At 56.5% G+C, this 23,224-nt stretch carries 22 protein-coding genes; 7 read left to right on the top strand and 15 right to left on the bottom strand.

The window, feature by feature from the left end:
• Positions 1-4 precede the first annotated feature (4 nt).
• The 4 genes from ACR3E2_RS20065 to ACR3E2_RS20050 are packed head-to-tail and all read left to right on the top strand — an operon-like array spanning position 5 to position 4,270.
• Positions 5-898: a 2-dehydro-3-deoxygalactonokinase gene (locus ACR3E2_RS20065; RefSeq protein ID WP_480483659.1), complete on the top strand. Its 894-nt coding sequence runs from the start codon at positions 5-7 to the stop codon at positions 896-898.
• Entirely contained in the window at positions 895-1,500 is a 606-nt protein-coding gene (locus tag ACR3E2_RS20060; RefSeq protein WP_480483658.1) for a 2-dehydro-3-deoxy-6-phosphogalactonate aldolase, read from the top strand. Before ACR3E2_RS20065 ends, ACR3E2_RS20060 begins: the two co-directional genes overlap by 4 nt.
• Positions 1,497-2,357, top strand: coding sequence for an SMP-30/gluconolactonase/LRE family protein (locus ACR3E2_RS20055; protein ID WP_480483657.1), 861 nt, complete (start codon positions 1,497-1,499; stop codon positions 2,355-2,357). Before ACR3E2_RS20060 ends, ACR3E2_RS20055 begins: the two co-directional genes overlap by 4 nt.
• The gene (locus ACR3E2_RS20050; protein ID WP_480483656.1) at positions 2,354-4,270 is read left to right on the top strand and encodes a beta-galactosidase; all 1,917 of its coding nucleotides are present in this window, start codon (positions 2,354-2,356) and stop codon (positions 4,268-4,270) included. Before ACR3E2_RS20055 ends, ACR3E2_RS20050 begins: the two co-directional genes overlap by 4 nt.
• A 42-nt stretch (positions 4,271-4,312) precedes the next feature.
• Here ACR3E2_RS20050 and ACR3E2_RS20045 read toward each other — a convergent pair whose 3' ends face one another.
• The 9 genes from ACR3E2_RS20045 to ACR3E2_RS20005 all read right to left on the bottom strand — a co-directional run bounded on the left by ACR3E2_RS20045 (position 4,313) and on the right by ACR3E2_RS20005 (position 15,251).
• A complete protein-coding gene (locus ACR3E2_RS20045) occupies positions 4,313-5,581 on the bottom strand; it encodes an ABC transporter permease (RefSeq protein WP_480483655.1) in 1,269 nt (422 codons plus the stop codon).
• On the bottom strand, positions 5,578-6,498 hold the full coding sequence (locus ACR3E2_RS20040; RefSeq protein WP_209507624.1) for an ABC transporter permease: 921 nt from the start codon (positions 6,496-6,498) through the stop codon (positions 5,578-5,580). The genes ACR3E2_RS20045 and ACR3E2_RS20040 overlap by 4 nt, the downstream gene beginning before the upstream one ends.
• Before the next feature lie 12 nt (positions 6,499-6,510).
• Positions 6,511-7,623, bottom strand: coding sequence for an ABC transporter ATP-binding protein (locus tag ACR3E2_RS20035; protein WP_480483654.1), 1,113 nt, complete (start codon positions 7,621-7,623; stop codon positions 6,511-6,513).
• A gap of 116 nt (positions 7,624-7,739) precedes the next feature.
• Positions 7,740-8,864, bottom strand: a complete 1,125-nt coding sequence (locus ACR3E2_RS20030; protein ID WP_209507630.1) for an extracellular solute-binding protein — start codon at positions 8,862-8,864, stop codon at positions 7,740-7,742.
• A 124-nt stretch (positions 8,865-8,988) separates the two neighbouring features.
• Positions 8,989-10,974, bottom strand: a complete 1,986-nt coding sequence (locus ACR3E2_RS20025) for a beta-galactosidase (protein ID WP_480483653.1) — start codon at positions 10,972-10,974, stop codon at positions 8,989-8,991.
• Positions 10,971-12,617 (bottom strand): amino acid ABC transporter permease, encoded by a 1,647-nt coding sequence (locus ACR3E2_RS20020; RefSeq protein ID WP_480483652.1) that lies wholly within the window; start codon positions 12,615-12,617, stop codon positions 10,971-10,973. Before ACR3E2_RS20020 ends, ACR3E2_RS20025 begins: the two co-directional genes overlap by 4 nt.
• 66 nt (positions 12,618-12,683) lie before the next feature.
• Complete coding sequence (locus ACR3E2_RS20015; RefSeq protein ID WP_480483651.1) at positions 12,684-13,433, bottom strand: basic amino acid ABC transporter substrate-binding protein; 750 nt, start codon at positions 13,431-13,433, stop codon at positions 12,684-12,686.
• Between the two features lie 22 nt (positions 13,434-13,455).
• Entirely contained in the window at positions 13,456-14,502 is a 1,047-nt protein-coding gene (locus ACR3E2_RS20010) for a LacI family transcriptional regulator (protein ID WP_480483650.1), read from the bottom strand.
• On the bottom strand, positions 14,502-15,251 hold the full coding sequence (locus ACR3E2_RS20005) for a sugar phosphate isomerase/epimerase family protein (RefSeq protein ID WP_480483649.1): 750 nt from the start codon (positions 15,249-15,251) through the stop codon (positions 14,502-14,504). Before ACR3E2_RS20005 ends, ACR3E2_RS20010 begins: the two co-directional genes overlap by 1 nt.
• Positions 15,252-15,422: 171 nt before the next feature.
• Between ACR3E2_RS20005 and ACR3E2_RS20000 the strand changes: the two genes are divergently transcribed.
• Genes ACR3E2_RS20000 through ACR3E2_RS19990 form a run of 3 tightly spaced genes read left to right on the top strand, consistent with a single transcriptional unit; the run spans position 15,423 to position 17,706 of the window.
• Complete coding sequence (locus ACR3E2_RS20000; RefSeq protein WP_480483648.1) at positions 15,423-15,659, top strand: family 1 glycosylhydrolase; 237 nt, start codon at positions 15,423-15,425, stop codon at positions 15,657-15,659.
• A gap of 31 nt (positions 15,660-15,690) precedes the next feature.
• The gene (locus ACR3E2_RS19995; RefSeq protein WP_480492861.1) at positions 15,691-16,740 is read left to right on the top strand and encodes a glucokinase; all 1,050 of its coding nucleotides are present in this window, start codon (positions 15,691-15,693) and stop codon (positions 16,738-16,740) included.
• 39 nt (positions 16,741-16,779) lie between these two features.
• Positions 16,780-17,706, top strand: a complete 927-nt coding sequence (locus ACR3E2_RS19990; RefSeq protein WP_480483646.1) for a carbohydrate kinase family protein — start codon at positions 16,780-16,782, stop codon at positions 17,704-17,706.
• Positions 17,707-17,830: 124 nt separating this feature from the next.
• Here the strand turns inward: ACR3E2_RS19990 and ACR3E2_RS19985 are convergent, their stop codons facing one another.
• From ACR3E2_RS19985 to bioB, 6 genes are read right to left on the bottom strand one after another with little or no spacing between them, the layout of a single operon-like run.
• On the bottom strand, positions 17,831-18,586 hold the full coding sequence (locus ACR3E2_RS19985; protein WP_480483645.1) for a methyltransferase domain-containing protein: 756 nt from the start codon (positions 18,584-18,586) through the stop codon (positions 17,831-17,833).
• Complete coding sequence (locus ACR3E2_RS19980; RefSeq protein WP_480483644.1) at positions 18,583-19,203, bottom strand: pimeloyl-ACP methyl esterase BioG family protein; 621 nt, start codon at positions 19,201-19,203, stop codon at positions 18,583-18,585. Before ACR3E2_RS19980 ends, ACR3E2_RS19985 begins: the two co-directional genes overlap by 4 nt.
• A complete protein-coding gene (bioA, locus tag ACR3E2_RS19975) occupies positions 19,200-20,486 on the bottom strand; it encodes an adenosylmethionine--8-amino-7-oxononanoate transaminase (RefSeq protein ID WP_480483643.1) in 1,287 nt (428 codons plus the stop codon). Before bioA ends, ACR3E2_RS19980 begins: the two co-directional genes overlap by 4 nt.
• On the bottom strand, positions 20,483-21,103 hold the full coding sequence (bioD, locus tag ACR3E2_RS19970; RefSeq protein WP_480483642.1) for a dethiobiotin synthase: 621 nt from the start codon (positions 21,101-21,103) through the stop codon (positions 20,483-20,485). Before bioD ends, bioA begins: the two co-directional genes overlap by 4 nt.
• Positions 21,100-22,233: an 8-amino-7-oxononanoate synthase gene (locus ACR3E2_RS19965; protein WP_480483641.1), complete on the bottom strand. Its 1,134-nt coding sequence runs from the start codon at positions 22,231-22,233 to the stop codon at positions 21,100-21,102. The genes bioD and ACR3E2_RS19965 overlap by 4 nt, the downstream gene beginning before the upstream one ends.
• Positions 22,230-23,210: a biotin synthase BioB gene (bioB, locus tag ACR3E2_RS19960; protein ID WP_209507670.1), complete on the bottom strand. Its 981-nt coding sequence runs from the start codon at positions 23,208-23,210 to the stop codon at positions 22,230-22,232. Before bioB ends, ACR3E2_RS19965 begins: the two co-directional genes overlap by 4 nt.
• Positions 23,211-23,224: the final 14 nt, after the last annotated feature.

Below are 23,224 nucleotides of genomic sequence, written 5' to 3'. Positions count from 1 at the left end.
CACAATGAATACTGAATGGATCGCCGCCGATTGGGGCACATCTCACCTGCGGGTCTGGGCCATGCAGGGGGCCACGGTGCTGGACTGCGCGCAGTCCGACAAAGGTATGGCACGTATCGAAGCCGACAGTTTCCAGCCCGCTCTGTTGGACCTTGTTGAAAACTGGCTGAAGGATGGCCCCATCGATGTGATCGCCTGCGGTATGGTCGGTGCACGCCAAGGCTGGGTCGAAGCACCTTATTCTACCGTTCCGTCGCAGCCCTTGCCGCAAGTACCGGTCCGTGTTCCCAGCACAGACCCGCGCATCCGGGCCTTCGTCATACCCGGATTAAAGCAATTGACCCCACCGGATGTGATGCGGGGCGAAGAAACACAAATCGCGGGATTTTTGGGAACTCGCCAGAACTGGGATGGTGTCCTCTGCCTTCCAGGAACCCATACGAAATGGGTTCAGGTCAGCGCAGGTGAAATCGTGAGCTTTCGGACGCTCATGACTGGAGAGCTTTTTGATTTGTTAAGTGCGCAATCTGTTCTGCGGCATTCTATAGGTGAAGGATGGGATGAAGATGCCTTTGCAGATGCTGTGGCGGATACATTGTCCAAACCCGAACAGTTGGCTGCGCGCCTGTTCGGCTTGCGGGCTGCAGACCTGCTGCACGATCAGGACAAAGACATCGCGCGCGCACGGCTGTCCGGACTGCTTATCGGTGCTGAATTGGCCGCCACTCGTCCATATTGGCTGGGCCAACAACTGGCTATCATCGGCGCAGATGCCGTATCGCGGGTCTATGCGGCAGCGCTGAGACAACAGGGCGCTTTTGTTGAGACTGCAAACGCCACCGAAACAACCCTGGCCGGGTTGGCGCTGGCGCGCAACATGACAAGGCAAATCGCATGAGCCGCCCCATCATCGCCATTCTGCGTTGTCTGCAACCACAGGAAGCCGAGGCGGTTGGCAGAGTTATCATCGATGCAGGGATCGACCGGATCGAAGTTCCACTCAATTCGCCTGATCCGCTCGACAGCATTTCCATTCTGGCCGAAGCTTTCGAAGATCGCGCCCTGATTGGCGCTGGTACTGTACTAACGGTTGATCAGGTGGACGCAGTTCGGAATGCCGGCGGCAAGCTGATCGTGTCACCCAATTATGATACTGATGTGATCAAACGGTCTGTGGCGTTGGGGATGCAAAGCTGGCCGGGCGTTTACACGCCGACCGAAGCGTTTGCCGCTCTCAAAGCAGGGGCCACAGGATTAAAGCTGTTTCCTGGCGTCATGGCAGGCCCCGCAGGGTTGGCTGCACTCCGACCCGTATTACCCAAGGAAACACGCGTCTTTGCCGTCGGCGGTGCCGGGCCCGAAAATTTCGACCAATGGATCAAAGCCGGTGCCGATGGATTCGGGATTGGATCAGCGCTGTACAAACCCGGCATGGACACAGTCGAAGTCGCAGAACGCGCGGGGCAAATCGTGGCAGCCTTTGACAAGGCGGCAGGATGAGTACGGTCTTTGACGACCGCCCATGCGCGTTGGGCGAAGGTCCGCTATGGCACCCCGCTCGGCAACAGCTTTTCTGGTTCGACATTCTCAACAAACGCATGATGACGCGCGAAGGCGAACATCAGATAAGCTGGGATTTCGATGAACATGTGTCTGCCGCAGGCTGGGTGGATCGTGACACATTGCTTTTGGCGTCAGAAACGGGTCTTTGGCAGTTTGACTTGAAGTCAGGGCATCGAGCGCTGGTCACGCCGCTTGAGGCAGACAACCTAATCACCCGCTCGAATGACGGTCGCGCTGATCCTTGGGGCGGTTTCTGGATCGGCACGATGGGCAAACAGGCTGAATCCGGGGCCGGATCAATCTATCGGTTCTGGAAAGGTACACTCAGATGTCTCGTGCCGGGTGTGACGATTTCTAATGCAATCTGTTTTGCACCGGATCGATCCGTGGCCTATTTCTGTGACACGACGGTCAGGCAGGTCAGGCGCTGGAGCTTGAATGCAGAAAGCGGATGGCCCGAAGGGAAAAGCACGGTATTTCTGGACCTTCGCAAAGAAGGCCTGAACCCGGACGGTGCGGTGGTTGATGCCGACGGCAACATCTGGATCGCGCAATGGGGGATTGGACGTGTCGCGGCCTACACGCCCGAAGGTCAATTCCTGAAGGCCATTTCCTTCGACGCGTCACATACGTCCTGCCCGGCCTTTGGTGGCGACGGCTTGGGCACGCTGTTCTGCACCTCGGCACGGCAGGGGTTGAGCAACGCGGATATTGAATCCCAACCCACCAACGGCATGACCTTTGCAATGCCAAACGCGGGGCGAGGGCAGGCAGAACACAGGATCATATTATGAAGCCGGAACTTGGTGTGTGTTACTACCCTGAACACTGGCCCGAGGCGATGTGGGCGGAAGATGCCGCGCGCATGGTGGACACCGGCATCTCGTGGGTACGCATAGGAGAGTTCGCCTGGAGCCGGCTGGAGCCCCACCCCGGAACCCTGCAATTCGAATGGCTGGACCATGCGGTTGAAACACTTGGCGAGGCGGGATTGAAAGTCGTGCTTGGCACACCAACAGCAACGCCACCGCGTTGGATGCTGGACAAACATCCGGACATGCTGGCCGTGGATGCACATGGAAACGTGCGCAAATTCGGGTCACGGCGACATTATTGCTTTAGCCACCAGGGTTATGTCGATGAATGTGTCCGTATCGCAAGGGTCCTGGGGAAGCGCTATGGTCACAACCCGTATGTGGCGGCATGGCAGATCGATAATGAGTATGGGTGTCACGACACAACCGTCAGCTATAGCACCCCGGCTCTGAACGCATTCAGGCGCTGGCTGGCTGTTCAATACAGTTCCATAGAACAGCTGAACAAGGCCTGGGGAAACGTGTTCTGGTCGATGGAGTACCGTAGCTTCGATGAGGTTGATTTACCCAATCAAACTGTAACCGAGCCTAACCCCGCTCATGTACTGGCGTTCCGTCGGTTCAGTTCAGATCAGGTTGTGGCATTCAACAAAGCTCAGGTCGATGTATTGCGACCTTTGACCGATGCGCCGCTGTTGCACAACTACATGGGCCGTATTCTGGATTTCGACCATTTCGAGGTTGGCGCAGATATGGATATTGCGACTTGGGACAGTTATCCGATCGGATTTCTATCGGACCGATTGGAAGATGACGAAGCCCACAAGACCGCCTTTCTTCAGCAAGGCGATCCGGACATGCAGGCGTTTCACCATGATCTTTACCGGGCAGTAGGCCGTGGCCGATGGTGGGTGATGGAACAACAACCCGGTCCGGTGAATTGGGCGCCCTATAACCCGGCACCCCTGCCCGGAATGGTACGGTTGTGGTCGCTTGAGGCTGTCGCCCACGGTGCTGAGGTTGTGAGCTACTTTCGATGGCGCCAAGCCCCCTTTGCACAGGAACAGATGCACGCGGGTTTGCTAACACCGGACAATCGCCCTGCCCCTGCCTTGCACGAGGCCCGTCAGACAGCGGATGAGCTATCCACATTGGGCGAGGTGCATCAGGCGCAATCCAAAGTTGCCATATTGTTTGATTACCCCTCGGACTGGGCCTGGACATCGCTACCGCAAGGAGCAGGCTTTGATTATTTCCGGTTGGTCTTCTCATCTTATCGTGCATTGCGCCGTGCGGGGTTGTCGATTGATTTCGTTTCGTCCAATGACCTGTCCGCGCATTATGCACTGATCCTTGCCCCCGGACTGGCAACGATTGACCCGGATTTGGAGCGTAGGTTAACGGACAACTCGGATCTGGCAATCCTCGGCCCGCGCAGCGGCGCAATTACTCGTGATTTCCAGATCCCCGTCGTCGGTCGACCTGGCCTGAAAGGGTTGGATTGCAACGTGGATTTGGTCGAAACACTGCCCCCCGCAAACAACCGGACTGTCCGAGGTGGCGGCGCGGTACAACATTGGATTGATCGCCTTTCAGGATCAGCCGAAGAAATTCTGAGTTTTGACGACGGAGCGCCTGCGCTTATGGCAGGGGACGGGCTCTGGTATCTTGCAGGCTTCCCAAACGAAATATTATGGGATCGCGTCATCGGCCTGGCTGCGGAAGAAACGGGATTAAGCCTGAAGCCAATGCCGCCAGGACTGCGACTGCGTGAGACAGCCGATCACGTGTTCCTGATCAACTATAACGCTGAACCGGTGGTCTGGAACGGGTCGACCATCGGCGGTTGTGATGTAAAAATCCTGAAGCGCAATCTGCCCGGACAGATTTGAATCCTGTCCGGGCAGTTGCGTTGGTTGCCGCTTAGCACAGCATTAGTCGCTTTTCAGGCTGTTGGGGTCAAACACCCCTCCGAAACCACTGTTGTTGGATGGCTCACTCTCGGATTCAGAAGTACCTTCGTTGCTTTCATTCTCGCTACCATCCAGCGAGTTCGGAGCGAAGACATTACCAAAACCGCTGTTATTTGACGGCTTTGGCGCGGTTTGGGCATCACCCTGCCCGGCTTTTTCCGCCTCCTGCTGTTTGCGGCGTTCCTCACGCTGCTTGCGAAGTTCCTGAATGCGTTGTTCCGCTTCCAGCTGTTTTTGCTCGCGAACATCGGCAATGCATTGCGCCGGACTGTAGGTCGCCGCTGTGCCGATAACGGTGATCGTTACAACCGCAAATGCGACCAACAACACGGCGGCCATGTTACCGGCAAAGAAACTGGGCAGCTTGATCTTTCCAGCCAGTTCCTCGACCGTTGCGTTCTTACGCGCCGCGGCCACCAGTTCCTGACGTTTCAGCTTGGCTTCGTTAAGCAGAGCGAAGAAAACCGTCAGCGCAACGATGATGAATGCCAGCGCCGAGATCGCAGGCGTAATGCCGTAGCGAACCTTCTGAGCCAGCTCAATCGTCAGCGTCGGGTATTCACCAAAGGTGAAAGTGGTGGTGTTGTAGTTCTCGAACGAAGCCAAGAATGCCAGCACCGCCGCCGAGGCAATCGCCGGGCGCATGAACGGCAGCAGGATTTTGCGGAAAGCCTGAGCGTGGCTGGCCCCAAGGTCCAGCGCAGCCTCGGTCAGGGCGACATCATAACGCTGCAACCGCGCCACCAGCACCAGCATACAGTAACTGGCGATGAAGGTGGATTGGCCGATCACCGTCAGGAAAATACCGTTCGACAGAAAGCTGTCTGCACCCAGCCCCAGCATCCGGTTGATCCGGTCCCAGAAGACCAGCGTCGAGATACCAAGAACCACACCGGGGATCAGGATCGGAGCGATGATGACTGTATAGTAGGTCGCACGAAGCTTCGGCCAGATCTGGGTCAGCATCAGCGCGCCTGCCAAACCCATCGCCACGGACAGAATCACTGTGCCAATTCCGATGATCAGCGAGTTCTTGATACCGTTCAGGATTCGCTGATCCTGAAACAATTCACCAAACCATTGGAATGTCAGACATTCCCATGGGCTCATCCGGGGGAACCCGGACGAGTTGAACGCGGTGATCGACATGATCACAAGCGGGCCCAGCAGATACAGGAAGAAGATCGCCAGATAGACCCAGATGCTTATACGGAGGAAGGAATTGTTCATTTCCCGATATCCCCCATGTTCACTTTGAACAGGCGCATCATGGCCAGCACGAACAGAATACAAGTGACCAACAGAACGATTGCGTAGGCGGCGCCCTGTGGCCAGTCGTTGTTGTCATTGAATTGCTGATAGATCAGTTGGGTGAACCACAAACTGGACGGCCCGCCCAGAATTTGCGGCGCAGCCAACGCACCGGCGGACAACATGAAGACCATGGTACAGCCCGAGCTGATCCCCGGCTTGGCATAAGGAATGACCACACGCCAATGAATCCGCCACCAGGGCGCACCAAGGTCGCGTGCTGCTTCGATCTGGTTTTTGTCCAGACTTTCAATCACGTTATACATCGGGAAAATCATCAGCAGGATATAGGCGTATCCCAGACCCGCATAGAGCGCGATGTCATTGCGAATGAAGTCGAACGGCGTATCCCAGATGCCCAGCCCCGTGAACAATGTGTTCAACACGCCTGTTTCCCCAAAAATGATGCGCAGCGCAAAGGCGCGCAGGATCTCGTTGATCCAGTAAGGGATGATCAGCATGATCGCGAAGATACGAATATGGCTGCCTTCGGCCTGACCCAGGTAATAGGCAATCGGATAGCAAATGATCAGGTTGAAAACCGTCACAAAAACCGCAGCCACGAGAGTTCGGAAAAACACCCTCAGATCAACGGTGTTGTAGTCCTGACTGCCGCCTTCGGGGCCATAGATCAGATACTTGTAGTTCTCCAGCGTATATACGTCTTTGGGGCCGCCGATCTCTGGCGGCGGCAGGTTCGGACGGAACGAGAAGTCCAACATCGACAGCTGCGGAAGGATGATCAGGCCGATGGTCCAGAACATAACCAGACCCAGGATCGCCACTCCCATGCCGGTGCCGTTGCGATTGAAGAAGTCTTTCAGAAACTGGGGCATGAGTTTTTCCCCTTATTCTGCAGCCAGTTCACCCGCAGGAACGATGACGGCATTATGCGTCTTGTATTCCAACGTGATGTTCTGTCCGGTGTGGTCCTCGAAGGATTGTCCATGGTTCGGGATCGACACCTTGATCTCTTTTCCACCTTCACCTTCGGTAAAGATGTTGAAGACGTTGCCTTCGAATTCTTCGTGGTTGACCCGCGCGGTAACAAAATGGTCACCCGAAGCCCCCTCGGGCGCAATGGCGAAGGCTTCGGGACGAATGAACATCATCGCACTATCGCCTTCTTTCATCTTGCCTTGGTTGGCGGTCGATATCCGTGCAACCAGGTCGCCCGAGCGGTTGGTCGAGATCAGCGCCTCGTTGCCCATGACCTGTTTGATCTTGCCACGGAAAACGTTGTTTTCGCCGACAAATGAGGCCGCGAAAGCCGTGTTGGGATCGTTGTAGATGGTTTTACCGTCGGCAATCTGGTCAATCACACCTGCACGCATGACGGCGATATTGTCTGACATGGTCAGTGCCTCGCCCTGGTCGTGTGTGATGTAGATAAAGGTAATGCCCACACGCTGCTGTATCTCACGCAGTTCCGTTCGCATGTGCTGGCGCAGTTTGAGGTCAAGTGCCGACAAAGGTTCATCAAGAAGCAGAACATCCGGCTCGGCGCAAAGGGCGCGAGCGATGGCCACTCGCTGACGCTGACCCCCAGACAATTCGCTAGGAAGTTTGTCGCCTTGCCCCGGCAGCGCGATCATGTCCAAAAGCGCATCAGCGCGCTTGCGCCGTTCGGCGCTGCTGGCACCTTTGATTTCCATCGAGAACGTGATGTTCTCCCAGACCTTCATCAAGGGAAACAACGCCAGGTTCTGAAAGATCAGAGCAGTGGGGCGTTTGTTAGGTCCGATGCCCCGCATGTTCTTGCCGCCGATCAGAACATTGCCTTCGCTAGGCTCGAGAAAGCCGGAAACAGCCCTTAAGATCGTTGTTTTTCCGCAACCCGAGGGCCCGAGGAACGAAAAGAAATCGCCCCCGTTTATATTGACGTTTGCATCGCGCACGGCGACGAAGTCACCGAAACGGATCCACAGGTTTTCCAGATCGACTCCGACCCCTGCACTCATTTTTGGTATCTCCCTGAGGTGCGTGCTGTCACCACACCACATAGCTTTCCGTTACGCCGGAGCGGCGCACAGATTGTTGCCCCCCGCAGAACGCGAGGGGCATGGTTTCAGATCGCTTATGCGCTCTTGAACTTGTTGACGAACTCGGTCCGCGTTTCAGCATACCACGGTGCTTCGGCCGGCCACGGGTTGAGGTTGGCCAGCGAGTCGCCCGGATAGGCCTCGGCAAAGTTCTTCTTGTAAGTGTCGCCAGAATACTGGTCAGCCCCCAGAACAGGAGAGTTGTACCCGTGGCTGTCGATGGCAACACCGGCAGGTTTGGCCTGATAGGCGAAGTCGATGAAGGCATAGATCTGGTCGATATTCGCCGCGCCGGATGGAATCGACATCCCGTCAACCCATGCCATCGCCCCTTCGATAGGCGCCTGATAGTGCACCGGTTCACCAGCCGATTTCAGTGCCAGTGGTGGGCCGTCCCAGGTTTGACCGACAACAACACCTTCGTTCAGAAGGCCGTTCTTCTGCGTGTCGGCGTCGTTCCAGATCAGCTTGATGCGATCCTTACGTGCAATGCACCAGTCGGTGATCTGACCCCAGACCTTGCGCATGGTTTCTTCATCGCCATATGCGGCCCAGACCGAACCCGGTTCCATCTCGCCGGAACGCTCCATGTAGAGACCAGCGCCAAGCATCATCGAATGCGCGCGGCCCATGGTCTTGCCTGCGTTTTCTTCCGACCAGACGTCGCCATAGGATGGTGCGTCCCCAGCTGGCAGCCACAAGTCGGTGCGGTATGCAATACCTTCGGTGCCCCAGATATGCGGCAACCAGTGGACCCCGGCGCCGCCAAAGTTCCAAGCATCCGTACCGATTTTGGCCATGGCAGGGTTCACCAAGTCGACCGGAACCTTGTTCATGTCAAAGGGCTGCAACAGCTCCAGAGGCTCCCACTGCAACGAGCGGTTGTTGGTCGGCGAGACGATGTCAAAGCCCTGACCTTTGGTTGCCTTCATCTTGTTGATGATTTCTTCGTTTGAGCCGATCCCGGTGTAGTTCACCTTGATGCCGGTAAGGGTCTCAAACTCTTCGATAAAGCTGGGCGGCAGGTAATCCGACCACATCAGGATGTTGATTTCACCGGACGACGCCAGTGCGCTCTTGCTGTAAAGAGGCGCGGCAAGTGCAGCGGCACCTGCTCCTTTCAAAACAGTGCGTCTGGAAAGTGATGATTTGGTAACCATAGTGTTCTCCCGTTGTTGGACTCGATTTTTTTGTTTTCTATTCATAGGACTTTCTGCGCCCATCCGTCAGTCCAAAAGTGACAGTTTGCGAAAATCTTATGTCCAGTTTCGCGATTTGACACGTCTAAGCTGAATTATGAGGCGCCGCATTCTCCTGCCAAACGGTAATGTCCTTTGGATTGACCGGATCTGAACCAAGCAAAATTTGACGTGCAAGGCCAACAGGCAAAGGCTTTGAAACGTCACTGAAGTTGAACGCGTAGTAGGTCGAGCCGCGTTGGGTTATGCGCAAATCGGGATCGCAAGGCGTTGCATTTATCCCAGCCCAGTTCAGTACCTCACCGACAATCGCTTGCAAAAGCTCATTACGCGGAACCATTGCCAGATAGGTCGTGCGGTCAGAACGGATGACCGCCGGGCTGGCATCGCAATAAGCGCTCTTGAAGCGGGCCAAAACGTGCTCTTTGGTTTCGACGATTTCACGCCAGCCCGTGAATTCGAGTTGCTGACCATCGGGAAGAATCACAGCCTCCTGCGCAAGTGAAGGGAGTGATTCGACGCGCGTGACACGGATACCTGTTAACTTTGCCAGTTCGCCCGGAGCCAGATTGGAAGGAGTGTTCATCCCGGATGTCTTGCTGCCCGAACGGGCACCTATCAGTATCTTGGCTCCCGAAGCGTCAAGCTTGTCTGCAAGGTCAGCCGTCACGATCATGCTTTGCGGTAATACGATGAGGGCATAGCCGCTCAGTTCATCTTCAGGGCCAACAAAATCAAGATCGACCCCAAAACCACGAATAGCAGTGTGCCACTCGCGAAAAATCTGGACATTGGGGAAATCCCTGTCATGCGGCAGGATATCCGCCGCCCAGATCGAGGTATAATCCAGCAGCATTGCAACCCGCGCTTTTGCCCGCCTCTCGGGTGGCAAAATGGCGCGATCCTTTACGATCTCAGCCAATTCAATAGCAGCCTGATCCAGGCTGCCATCTGACCGCAATATCGCTGTATGGTATTGTTCTTGAGCAGATTTTGCCTGTCGCCAGCGAAAGAACATCACGGCTTGCGCGCCGTGTGCATAGGCCGCCCAAGTCCAAAGCCGAACCATCCCCTCTGCCGGAGACGGATTCTTATCGGCCCAATCTACCGGACCCGGCTGCTGTTCCAACACCCACATCCGACCGCGCCCCTGACTGCGATATAAATCACAATGAAAACCCTGATAATCCGGTGCGCCGGTGCGCAAATAACGGCGCTTTTCTTCATCCGAAAGGGTAGAGCCCAAAAGGTTCCCCAGTGGGTAGCTGTCGAACCCGATAATATCCAGATCAGCAGCCACGGCGTGGTGATCGAATTCGAAACTGCTTGCCATGAAGTTATGGGTGATATCCCGCCCCGGCGCATATTTGCGCAGAACATCCACCTGCGTTTTGTTGAACAGACGAACCCGTTCTGAAGAATAGCGCGCAAAATCCAGCGCGTGGGCTGGGTTGGGCGTGGCGACCAGCCCGTTGGGCAGTTCGACCTGACCAAACCGTGAGTAAAGCGACCCCCAGAAAACGGTTCCCCACGCGTCGTTCAATACGTCGATTGCACCATATCGTTCCTCCAACCAGTTCTGAAAACCAGTCCGCGCGGCATCGGAATAGCTGAGAACTGTATCGTGGTCGTTATACTCATTGTCGATCTGCCACGCTTGTACATACGAATTCTGACCATATCTGCGAGCGTATTCGGTTGCGATCCTTTGCGCCTCGGCCAGATAAACCTCACTGGAAAAACAATAATGCCTGCGTGAACCGAACCCTCTGACCCGACCATCCGGCCCAACGGGCAGGATTTCGGGATACTCATCGATCAACCATTTGGGGGGGGCGGCCGTTGGGGTGGACATCATGACCCGTAGTCCAACCTGCCCCAATATCTCGATCACCTCATCCAGCCAGTCCCAGTGAAACTGACCGCGCACGGGTTCGATCAGGCCCCAGGTGAATTCAGCAATCCGCACCCAATCCAGCCCCATGTCCGCCATTCGGGCGGCATCGTCTCGCCATTGCGAAGGGTTCCACTGTTCGGGGTAGTAACAAACCCCAAGTTCTAGCGCGCTCATCGTGTGTCCTTTGCTGTGCGTCGTTCGATCCACTTCAGGAAACTGGCGCAGCCGAGTGTGAGGACAACATACAGGATTGCCGCCGTGTTGAAGGGAGCAAAGGGCAGAAAGCTGGCCGCCTGAAATTCTCGCATCCTCTGGGTCATGTCGCGGACGGACAGGATTGACAGCAATGACGTGTCCTTGATCATCGCGATAAACTCATTGCCAAGCGGTGGAGTTACAATCCGCAGGGCTTGCGGCAGAACGATAAGCCGCGCCGTATGCCATCGCGACAAACCCAGAGAGCTGCCCGCTTCCAATTGGCCTTTTGGTATCGCCTCGATCCCGGACCGGAAAATTTCGGCCATATAGGCGGAATAACCAACCGAGATCGCGATGATCCCCCGTGTCATATTGGTCATATCGATACCGCCGCCGGTAACATCCTTGACTGCGCCCGCCAGCGGCAAACCGATATAAAGAATGATCACCAGCATCGGAATGCCACGTATCGTATCCACGAAAAACTCAGCCCCGACCGCAAGCGGATGCAGCTTATGCTGAGCCCCGCCGATGGTCAGTGTCAGCAACAAAAACCCGAGCACGGCAAATGCCAGGGCTGGATTGCGGTACTTGTCGGGTAGAAATCTTGTTTGCCACAGGACCGGATAACCTTGCGAATGCGCCTCCTCCGGGACAAAAGCGCCCGAGACACTGTCGACCGTTTCGATTTGTTCAAGCGCGGCAGTGGCATCGGTTGCGCTGCGAATGCGATATTGCTGACCGCCGGCCCCCTCGAACTCGCCAAACCGGATAATGTCAGCCTGCGCCTGCGGCGTGCCGCGCACAACCGCGATACGCCCCTCGGTGCTGCCCACCAGAACAAAGCTGACCTGCGGCTGCATGAAGAAAAAGGCCGAGGCTGCCAGCAATGCCAAACTGATCGAACCATAGACGACCGTAGTACGCGCCTTTGGTTTAAACGATTGCAACCCGACCCAGACCAAACCAAGAATGGCCGCGAAGATATAGGCAAAGATGGCCGCGCGGAATGTAATGGCCACCCCGGTCGCGAACTGCCAATGAGCCATGAACATGAGATAAAACAGAACCGCGCCTGTGAGACTCTCCAACCCCAACAAGACGCGCCCGCGCCAGGGCGGCTGCAAACGTGCCGACAGTAGGCAAAGCGCGACTACAGCTGCGTAAACCGCCAGGATAACCTGTAATCCCGTCTGAACCCTGGCGATCACGTCCGGAAACAGTACCCAGGTCTGATTGGACCGATCGATGAGGGGCGAGGTGTTTTCGCTGAGCGCATGAAAGAAGACAGACTCGGCAAATGGCATCAGAAGCTGCGGAGAAACAAAGCTGATGACCAAAAGCGCCGCAGCCGCCGGTAACGCGGCAAGCGCGCTGAACCTCAACCAGCCGGGGGAGTTTGGTGAAAACCGCGCGTAGCGGGCGCAAAGATATCCAAGGATCGCAACGGTCGCAATCAGCAGAAATCCTACAAAAATGGGCCCCGCGTCGATGCCGATCCCCAGAATTGCAACCAACGACCGCAAGTATTTTGAGGATGTAGCGAACAGGTAGATAATAAAGGGCGCTGCAGCGAGCAACACCATGTTACTCGGGCGGATCGTGCTGAGGCGCGACATGAAAATTCTCCGCTAAAACAAGGCCCGGCGGTGCTGACCGCCGGACCAAAAAAGGGCGCTAATGGATCAGTTGGTGCCCCAGTATTTGGCCGTCAGCTCGTCCAGTGTTCCGTCCTCCTGTATGGCTTTCAGACCAGCGTTAATTGCATCCACTGTCGGATCGCCTTCCTGAAACACGATACCCAACGGGTCGGATTGCAGGCCTGTAATGCCAACAGTCAATTCGCCCGCAAATTCCTGTTCATAGGCCGCCGCCGAAGTGCCATCGATGATCACGCCCTGAACGTCCGCGTTCTGAAGCGCCAGAATGGCGGCCGAGAAGTTGTCGTAAAGGCTGACATTCTCGCGCCCGACAAGCTCTTCAGCCAATTGTGCGTTGGTCGTCGCGGTTTGCGCGGCCAGTTTCTGGCCACCGGCTTTGAAGTCCTCAAGTGTCATGTCAGCATTATCGACCTGCAACAGAATGGCTTGGCTGACAACGATGTAAGGCTCGGAAAAGTCCATGGTTTCTTCGCGTTCCGGTGTGATCGACACGCCCGAGATAACCAGATCGAACTCACCTTGCTGAAGGGCCGCAAAGATACCGTCCCAGGCGGTGTTTACGAAATTGGGGACGCAATTGACCTTCGCGCAGATTGCATTCATCACATCGACGTCAAAGCCCACGATCTCACCGGTTGTTTCATCCACGGTTTCCATCGGTGGGTATGTCGCATCGGTTCCGATTTTCAGAACACGACCTTCCAGGTCGGCAGCAAAGGCCGCTGGAGCCATCAGTGTTGTGAGTGTTGCAGCGGCAAGTAGGTTTTTAAACATTTTCAGGTACTCCTTTGTTGGATCAGGTGGTTTGCGCCGCATCCGGCGCCGGGGTGTCAGGTTGCCGCTCGATCAATGAGGCCCTGATCTTTTTCTGAATCTCGGACGGATCGACCCCGTCCAAAGCTTTCAACATGAACTCACCCAGCAGACGGCTTGTTTCAGCAATCGGCAAGTAATAAGTGCTGGGTGGCGGTACAAAATACTGGCTGAGCTTCAAGTCGTCGTTCGAGATGACCACAACGTCCCTTCCAACCTGCACTCCGGCTTTATCGGCAGCTGACAGCGCCCCAAGGGTTATGGCCTCATTAGCGCAGATGATGGCGCTCGGCGGTTTCGGCAACTCCATAAGCGTAGCAAATTTCTGCTGACCGGATTCCGCGGTGGTCGGGCCGGTGGAAACCAGTGTCGGGTCGAACTCCACACCGCATTCTGACAGCGCTTCAGCATAACCCCTGCGGCGTTGCTGCGCATAGATCAGGTCATCCGGCGGGTTTATCAAAGCGATGCGGCGATGCCCCAGCCCAAGCAGCCTGGCGGTGGCATCATAAGCCGCTGCCTGACTGTCGAGATCCACATAAGGATGCGGTTGGGGGCTGTCGCTCATGCCGTATGTGACAAAAGGAAAGCCCTGCCCCTGCAGATACGCGACGCGTTCATCATGAACACGTGTGCCGGAAAAGATCACGCCATCAGCCTGCCCTTCCTGCACGATGGACTTCAACGTCTGCACCGCAGCCTCGCCATCACATGTGCTGAATACGCTCAACTGATAGCGTGTTCCTATTAGCGCATTGGATATACCGGCTAGAATACGCGTAAACTCTACACCTTCCCACTCTTCCGCAGCATCGTTCGAAACACTGACCATGACCCCGATTCTATAGGATTTATTGGTGCGTAGCTTCAGGCCATCCAGATTCACCCGGTATCCCAGATCCGACGCAACTTTTTGAATCTCTTCCCGGGTTTCCCGTTTCACCGATACGGAATCCCGCAAAGCATTCGAGACTGTGCCAACGGAATACCCAGTACTTCTGGCAATCGATTTGATCGTCGCCCGCGCCATCACCCAAACCCTGCCAATTGTTCCGTCAAAAATGACCGACCCGTTTGCAGGGTGCGCACGTGATCATCGGTTTCGTCATGTTCGACAAACAGGTCCGTGCAGTTGGTCGAGGCAAGTGCACGCAGGGTTGCGTTCCAGTCAACTACGCCTTCGCCCAAATCGCGCCAGCGCGCGTCACCTGTTCCGCCTGCTGGGTCGATATCCTTTGCATGCACGGACAGGATTCGATTGGCGTGGCGGCGGATCGCGTCCGCCGGATCCAGACCAGCCGCAACCAGCCAACCGATATCTGGTTGCCAAAAGACATCTCCGCCGGCAAGGATCAGGTCAAGAGGTGTGTCACCAGCCTCACCGATAAGATCAAAATCATGATTGTGATACGCCAGGCTGATATCATGATCTGTCAGCTGATTTGCCCATTTGGACAACTGGCCCGACACCGCCCTCCATCCCTCGGCAGTGTCGGGCCGCACCTGGGGCGCCAGCCAAGGCATGACAGCCACCCGGCATTCCATTAGGTTTAATACTTCGACGATATCCGAAAATCGCCCTTCGAACTCTTCCCAATCAAAATGTGCAGACCGAACATTAAGGCCTGACCCGTAAATAGTGCCCGCCATCTGAGCTGGGGTCAGGCCGTGCAAGCCAGTGGTTTCGACATCTGAAAAACCGCAGGCCGCAACCAATTGCAGCTGATCTGCAAGATCACCGCATTGCCGCACTGTGTAGAGTTGGGCAGAAACTCGCATCCCTCACCTTTGAAACGTTTCAAATATGGTGAATTACGAGCTGTATCCTTGTCAAGCGCCGTATTGATTCGATCCGTACGCCAGCTTTGAATAAGGCTCCGAGCCTTTGCCTAAAACCCAGACGGGGTGGGAAATCGAGCCATTTCCCGCAACCGATTTCTGATCCGAACAATGAAGGGCTATACGAGCGAGCCACCAATCTGTATCACCAAAAACGGTATGGCGCGCGCAGAACGTCTTCAGAATGATAATCGCATGGATTATCTCGACCGACACCTGGCTGCCGTAAGGGACGCTTTTGCACAAAATGTTCCGGTAAAGGGCTGTTTTGTTTGGTCACTACTGCGACAAATGCGAATGGGCCTTCGAATGTGGAAAAAGGTTTGGACTGGTGAACGTGAATTTTGAAACGCTTGAGAGAACACCCAAAGCGTCTTTCATGGCGCTAAAGTCTGCCCATTCCGGGGGTCAGAACGTCTCTCAGCCGTTAGCGCAACCATTCGGTGCGGTGCATGAGCATTGGAATCTGGTTGCTGACATAGGGGGCACCAACACGCGGCTGGGCGTGGTTACGAACGGAGAGCTGACAGCCCTACGCAAGCGCCCAACGGGGACACTGGAAGATCTGCTGGAAGCGTTTCACGCGCTTCGGGATGAAATCGGAACAAATCCACAGGCGGTCGTGGCGGCGGGTGCAGGCCCTGTCCGGAATGGCACGATTCGGCTGACAAATGCCAATCTGGACCTGTCCGAGGCCGAATTGGCAAAAGCCACCGGCGCCAGTCATACGTTTGTAATCAATGATTTCACCGCTGCCGCGTGGTCGGTGGCAGAAGTAACCCAGAAAGATGTTGCCGTCTTGCAAGGTCACGCGACACCGCCCGCAGGCACGCGATTGGTGGTGGGTCCTGGCACCGGGCTTGGCGTGGGAGCGTTGCTGTTTTCCGAGGGCCACTATCACACAGTCTCCGGAGAAGGTGGTCATGTGGGTCTGTATCCGCGTCACCGCGACGAAGTTGACATCTTTGAAGCAGCCCGCAGCATTGCGCCTGAGTGTTTTTTTGGTGACAGCCTCGCACTGGAAGCTGAGATGTTCCTGAGCGGTACGGGCTTGCCTATCCTATATCAGGCGATCGGGCTGGCGGCAGGCCATATACAGACACCAACGCGCTCGGCGAAAGACATTCTGCTCGATGCCCGCGACCGTTCTGACCCCATCGCGGTACAAGCCGCTCGGATGTTCAACACCCATCTGGGGGCTTTGATGGGCGACATGGCTGTCACACTGATGCCTTCGGGCGGAGTGTTTCTTGTTGGCGGCGTCGCGGAAAAGAATCGCTGGTTATTCGGCGAAGAGTTCCGGGAAGCGTTCAACGGCGGTGGCCGTTTCAGCGAGCTGCGCCGCTCGTTGAACCTGTATGTCTCCGAGCAAGCAGAGTTCGGCATCATCGGGGCGAACAATTTCTGCAAGAACGCTTTGATGCGATAACAAGTCTCCCTGACAAAATACTCTGAAAAGGACTACGAAATGATCCTGTGCTGTGGTGAAGCCCTGATCGACATGATTTCCGAGCCGACAGTGTCGGGCGAACAAGGATTTGTACCGCACACAGGTGGGGCGATATTGAACACGGCGGTCGCAGTCGGTCGTCTAGGTGTTTCCGTCGGAATGCTGACCGGCGTGTCGTCTGACATGTTTGGCCAACAAATTACAAAGGCGCTGAATTCAAGCCATGTTGACACGTCACATGTGATTGTCTCTGACCGCCCCACGACCCTTGCCTTTGTACAGCTTAAAGACGGTCACGCCACTTACAGCTTTGTTGATGAAAACACCGCCGGACGAATGCTGCAACCCGAGGACATGCCAGACCAGCTTACAGCCGTGTCCGCCTTATATCTTGGGGGTATCAGTCTGGCATGTGAACCCTGCGCGGATGCCTATGCCTCACTTCTGAATCGCCACGGAGCGGATCGCGCAGTGATGTTGGATCCGAATATCCGACCGGGCTTCATCAAGGATCAGACCCGGTATCGAACCCGTCTGAACCGCATGATTGCGAAGTCCGATATTGTGAAGGTTTCAGACGAAGATCTTGACTGGATCATCCCGGGAGCCGAACCCGAGGCCGCCAAAGCGTCTCTTTTGTTGCAGACCGGTCCGTCAGCCCTCATCGTGACCAGGGGTGGCGACGGGGCGAATGGGTACCTGGCCGACGGATCCAAGGTTTCGGTTCCTGTGAAACCTGTTCAGGTTGTCGACACAATCGGCGCGGGCGACACGTTTAACGCTGGTGTTCTGACTGAACTCAGCCGCGCAGGGCATTTGACAAAGCAGGGGCTGCGCAATCTGACCTCTGAAAGCTTGCGGGCGGCCATGGCGTTGGGCGCAACTGTTGCCGCCGTAACAGTATCACGCGCCGGGGCAGAACCGCCCTGGGCACATGAGATTTGATTGCCTGCAACAACCCGAAAAAATGAACTGGTGACAATCGCTTCAAGGCCGAGGGCCGTGGCTGCGGAGATTGCGACCGTCTGGCAGGCTCACAAATCACGTTAGGCCACGGCAGAATAAGCACCTATCGCTTCCGGGCAATGATCCACACGGGATGATATGTCAGTGAGACTCCGCGATCCGTGCCGAACTCCTTAGCGTATTCGTTTTCGAACCGAGCCAGCGTGGACTTGGTCCATGTCCCTTGCGCCCTGCCGTTTACACCTGTTCTTCGCAAATACCTAAGTACCTCGCGGGGCGTATCGAAATAGGTTTGCCTCAGGCTTTCACCAACGGCCAATATCTGCATCGGGCCGTCGACAGCCGCGGCAAGAGCAGCCGGAGTAGTAAGTCCCGGTGCACGGGCAGTTGATCCAATCTGACTAAGCTCTTGATATTGCTGAGGGCCAAAACCCGAAACCGCCAACCACCCGCCGGGCTCCAGCGCGTCCATCGCTTTGTGAAGCAATTGCAACGGGCTTTCCATCCATTGGATCATCGAAGCCGAGGCGATCAGATCAATCCGGGAAGGCCAGTGAACTTCACGTGCATCACCGGCAATGAACTTGGCCTGTTCCGCATCAGCCGTTGCCTGAGCCTGCGGCGCGATGTCGTTCAATATGAGGTTTGGCAGGTGAAATTTTTGTCGCATCAGACGGGTCAGATGCCCTGTGCCACATCCCAGCTCGAAGACAGTTTCAAAGCGGTCCGGGGCTCCGGCACGACGCAGTTCGGACACCAGCTTGCCTGCAACCCAGGCTTGTTGACTTGCCGTGTCGTGGTAGGTTTGAAAGCTTCGGCTAAAGCTCCGCTGCACCCTGTCTGCCAGTTGCGCTGTCATGATACCCAACTCGCCCAACTTTGCCCCCGTAGGAATGGTACGTGCGGCCCCGCAACATGCTCGACTCGGGCCGAGGTTGAGGCCCATGCCGTTTCTTGGGCCGATGTCGGAATGATCCGGTCGTTTGTGGGTATCCACACCCTGTCAAAACCCGGATCAGGGGCAGACCCACGTTGGATCACGGCAAATAGCTCCTGTTGCGCCGCTGCGATGGCCAGTTCCGGGGGCTCGCCTGGCAAACCCGCACGGCGGCAGAACTTGGCAAAGCTGCGCTCGGAAAGTTGAGCCGCCGTTGCCTTGATCATGTCGGGCGCAATGCCACGTTCCGGGCACGCCGGGTGCAAAGTGCCGCTGATGGCGATCAAACGGTCGGGACGAAAGCCCGAGCACGCCAGCCAATGCGCGGCCGACGCGACACCGAAGGAAAAGGCCAGCATATCTATGTGATCGAAACGGGCGAGATCAGGCAGGGGATCATCGAGGCTGGTGTAACCTTCCACCAACAGGATATTCCCGCCCCCCGCAAGACCCCGGAACGGAGCATCGCCCAATGCCCATCCACCGAACAAAAGGGTCAGAGTACTGTCACCTGATTGCGCCAGCCAACGGCTTTTCATTTGTGTCCCCCAGCCAGAGCAAGCATCGCAGACGTTACCCTGCTCAGTTCGTCAGGTGAAATGACATAGGGGGGCATGCAATAAATATTGCGAGCGAACGGGCGCAGCCAAACACCGGTTTCCGCAGCCAATCCATGTGCGATGGAGGGGTCGACCCGCTCATCCATCTCGATGACGCCGATTGCGCCAAGCACGCGCACATCCGCTACACCGGATAGATTGCGCGCGGGGGCGAGTTCAGCCTTCATCTGCTGCGAGAGTGATGCAACTTCCTGCTTCCAGTTTCGCTGTTGCAACTGGTCAAGGCTCGCCACCCCTGCCGAACAAGCCAAAGGGTTGGCCATGTAGGTGGGACCGTGCATCAAAACACCTGCCTCACTTTCCCCGATCCCGCGAGCGACGGCCTCGGTCGCGATGGTGGCGGCCAAGGTGATATGCCCACCTGTCAATGCCTTGCCAAGACATAGGATATCCGGAACCACTCCGACGTGGTCCATTGCAAACATTTCGCCGCTGCGTCCGAAACCGGTCGCGATCTCATCAAAGATCAGCAAAACGTCATGCGCTTCACACAAGGCGCGCGCCCCGCGCAACCATGCAGGGTGATAGAAATACATCCCACCCGCGCCCTGCACCACCGGCTCAAGGATCAGCGCGGCGATCCTGTTGCCTTTGTAGTTCAGCAACGCCTCCAGCGGCTCCAACCCGTTCTCGGAAGGGTCGTCGAGCCACTCATCACCGAACTGGATGTGAGGGCGTGGCAGAAAGTGCTGGATCGACAACGCACCGCGAAACAGACCATGCATCCCGTTGACGGGATCACAAACGCTCATCGCTTTCCATGTGTCGCCATGATAGCCACCCCGGATCGTGGCAAATTCAGACCGTTCGCCCCGGCCTTTGGCAATCTGGTACTGGACTGCCATCTTCAACGCGACTTCAATCGCGACCGAGCCGCTGTCGCTGTAGAAAATGCGATCCAGGCCATCTGGCAGAAGGTCGACCAACCTGCGCCCGAGTTCCACGGCGGGTTCGTGGGTCAGACCACCAAACATCACATGCGGCAGTGTATTCAGCTGCTTTTGCATCGCATCGATGATGGCCGGGTGCCTGTGCCCATGCACCATACACCACCAGGACGACATTGCGTCGATCATTCTGATGCCATCTGCACGCGTCAGCCAGACACCTTCTGCCCCGGTAATCAGGTGCATCGGGCCGGGTTCAAGCACATGTGTATAAGGGTGCCACAGATGGCGCGCATCAAATTCCAACGGGGTCACAGGAACCTCCGAATGGTCGCCACATCGATTGCCGAAAATGAGCTGTTCAGGCGCTGCGGTGTCAGGTCGCTCAGAAATGGCAGGCGTCCCAGATGATGCACTTTACACATCTCGACGATGGTTTGCTCTACGTCCGGCACGGGGTCACCCACGAATACGACGCCGACAACCTCGCAGCCAGCAGCCCGAAGCGCCATTAGGGACAATGTGGTGTGGTTGATCGTTCCCAAGGCGGTGCGCGCAACAAGAACAACCGGAGCCTGCCATCCGGCAATCACGTCCAGAAAGAAGGACTGGCGGTTCAGCGGCACCATGAGGCCCCCTGCCCCTTCGACAACCAGAGGCCCGTCCACTTTCGGAATTTCAAGACGCGAGAGGTCAATCTCAACGCCCATGTCTTCGGCAGACAGATGCGGTGAGGCGGGCATGTTCAGCCGGTACGCTTCGGGCAGGACCTCGGCACCGCTCAGCGCGCTGACGGTTTCAGTGTCTGTAACATCCTCAAGACCAGACTGAACAGGTTTCCAGTACCGGGCCTGCAACGCTGCCGCCAGACCAGCCGAAAACACGGTTTTTCCAACACCTGTGTCGGTTCCGGTAACGATCAGCGCGCTCATGCGGCCTCCGACTGACAGATTGAGATAGTGGTGAACAAGGCCGTGATATCCTGAAGGGTGACATTTCCGGTAATCGAGACGCGCAAACGGGATGTGCCTTTTGGGACAGTGGGCGGGCGGATGCCCCGAACGTCAAAACCCCGCTGCTGCAAAGTGGCCGCCATCGCCATTGTGCGCTCGTCATCTCCCAGTACAACCGGGATGATCTGGCTGTTCAACGCGGCTGCGGGCAACCCCAGTTCCCGTGCGGTGTCATGGGCATGGCGCATACGTTCATGCGCGCCTTCAACCAGACTGACATCCTCGGCCAGTTCCCGTAGCGCAGCACGAACCAGAGCAGCGTTCAAAGGCGACGGAGCGGTCGCAAAGATGAAGGGACGAGCACGGTTGATCAGGGTATCTATCATCACGCGCGGACCGCAGATCAGCCCGCCTGAAACACCAAGCCCTTTACCACAGGTATGCAATGTTAGCAGATCAGCGTTCAGGTCATGCGCAAGACCCCGGCCTCGCTCTCCGAAAACGCCGGTGGCGTGGGCCTCATCAACAACCAAAACTGCATCAGCTTCGCGCGCAAGTACGGACAGGTCTTCCAGCGGCGGCAGGTCACCTTCCATGGAATACACGCTTTCGACCGCAATCCAGACCTGACCCGAACCGCCTGTAGATTGCCAGTCGCGCAATACGTTGCGTGCATCCGCAACATCATTGTGACGGAAGGCACGCAGATCCGCGCGGCTGGACCGCATACCTTCATGGGCGCTCGCGTGGACCAGCGCGTCATAAAGGACCAAATCCTCAGCCGCAGGCAACGTGGAGAAGATTGCCTGATTGGCCTGGAACCCGCCTCCCATGAACAGCGCGGCCTCAGCTCCAAAGAATGCGGCCGCTTCCTTTTCCAGTGCTTCATGTTCAGGGTGGTTGCCCCGCAACAGACGTGAACCTCCCGAACCTACAGGCACACCCCGCGACAGCGCATCATGTGCCGCGCGCTGTAACACTTGAGAACCGGCAAGACCCAGATAGTCATTCGACGCGAAATCCAGCCCTTGCGTCGGGATCAAGGCCCGGCGGCGGTGCCGGGCTTGAAGCGCATCAAGCATCGATTCCAGTCGGTTGACTGCTTTCATTCGGCAGCTTCCGTGCAGTTTCGCGTTTCGGCTTTTTCAGCTTGCAGGCCAAGTTTGGCAAACAGGACCGCGTCGGTGTCTTCTTCGGGGTTTTCTGCTGTCAGTAGCGTTTCGCCAACAAAGATCGAGTTGGCACCGGCGAAAAAGCACATCGCCTGCATCTCGTCACTCATGTCGCTGCGTCCGGCCGAAAGCCGCACATAGGACTTGGGCATCAGAATGCGGGCCGTTGCAATGATCCGCACAAAGTCGATCGGATCGATCGGCTCGGCGTCGGCAAGCGGGGTATCGGCCTGCGGCATCAACATATTGATCGGCACCGAGTCAGGTGGAGGCGTCATGTTGGCCAATGTCAGCAACATGTCGATACGGTCGCCAGTATGTTCACCCATCCCGAGAATGCCGCCCGAGCAAACCTTGATCCCGGCTTCCTGCACCCGGTTCATCGTATCGATCCGATCCGCAAAAGTACGGGTGGTGATGACTTCGGAGTAATAACGTTCCGAGGTGTCGATGTTGTGATTGTAATAGTCCAAACCGGCATCGCGCAGCTGCACCACCTGGGTGTCGTCGAGCATACCCAGCGTCATGCAGGTTTCCATACCCAGTTCCTTGACGCCCTCGACCATCGCGACCAGCGCATCCATATCGCGCGCCTTTGGCTCGCGCCACGCCGCCCCCATGCAAAACCGGGTCGCGCCGCCATCGCGGGCTTTTTTGGCCTCGGTCAGAACGCGCTGAACCTCGATCAGCTTCGACGCGGGCAAGGTTGATCCATTGCGGGCTGATTGCGAGCAATAGGCGCAATCCTCAGCGCAGCCACCAGTCTTGATCGACAATAGCTTCGAGGTCTGGATCTGGTTCGGATCAAAGTTTTCGCGATGCACGGTCTGCGCACGAAACAAAAGATCCATCAACGGAAGATCGTGAATAGCTTGCGCAGTTTTACGGGTCCAGCCGGAGTGTGGGATGATCATTTTATCTATAAAAC

The sequence above is a fragment of the Ruegeria sp. AL7 genome, from assembly GCF_056536105.1.
The sequence above is the reverse complement of the archived record's forward strand: the minus strand, read 5'-3'. Positions and strand labels throughout refer to the sequence as shown.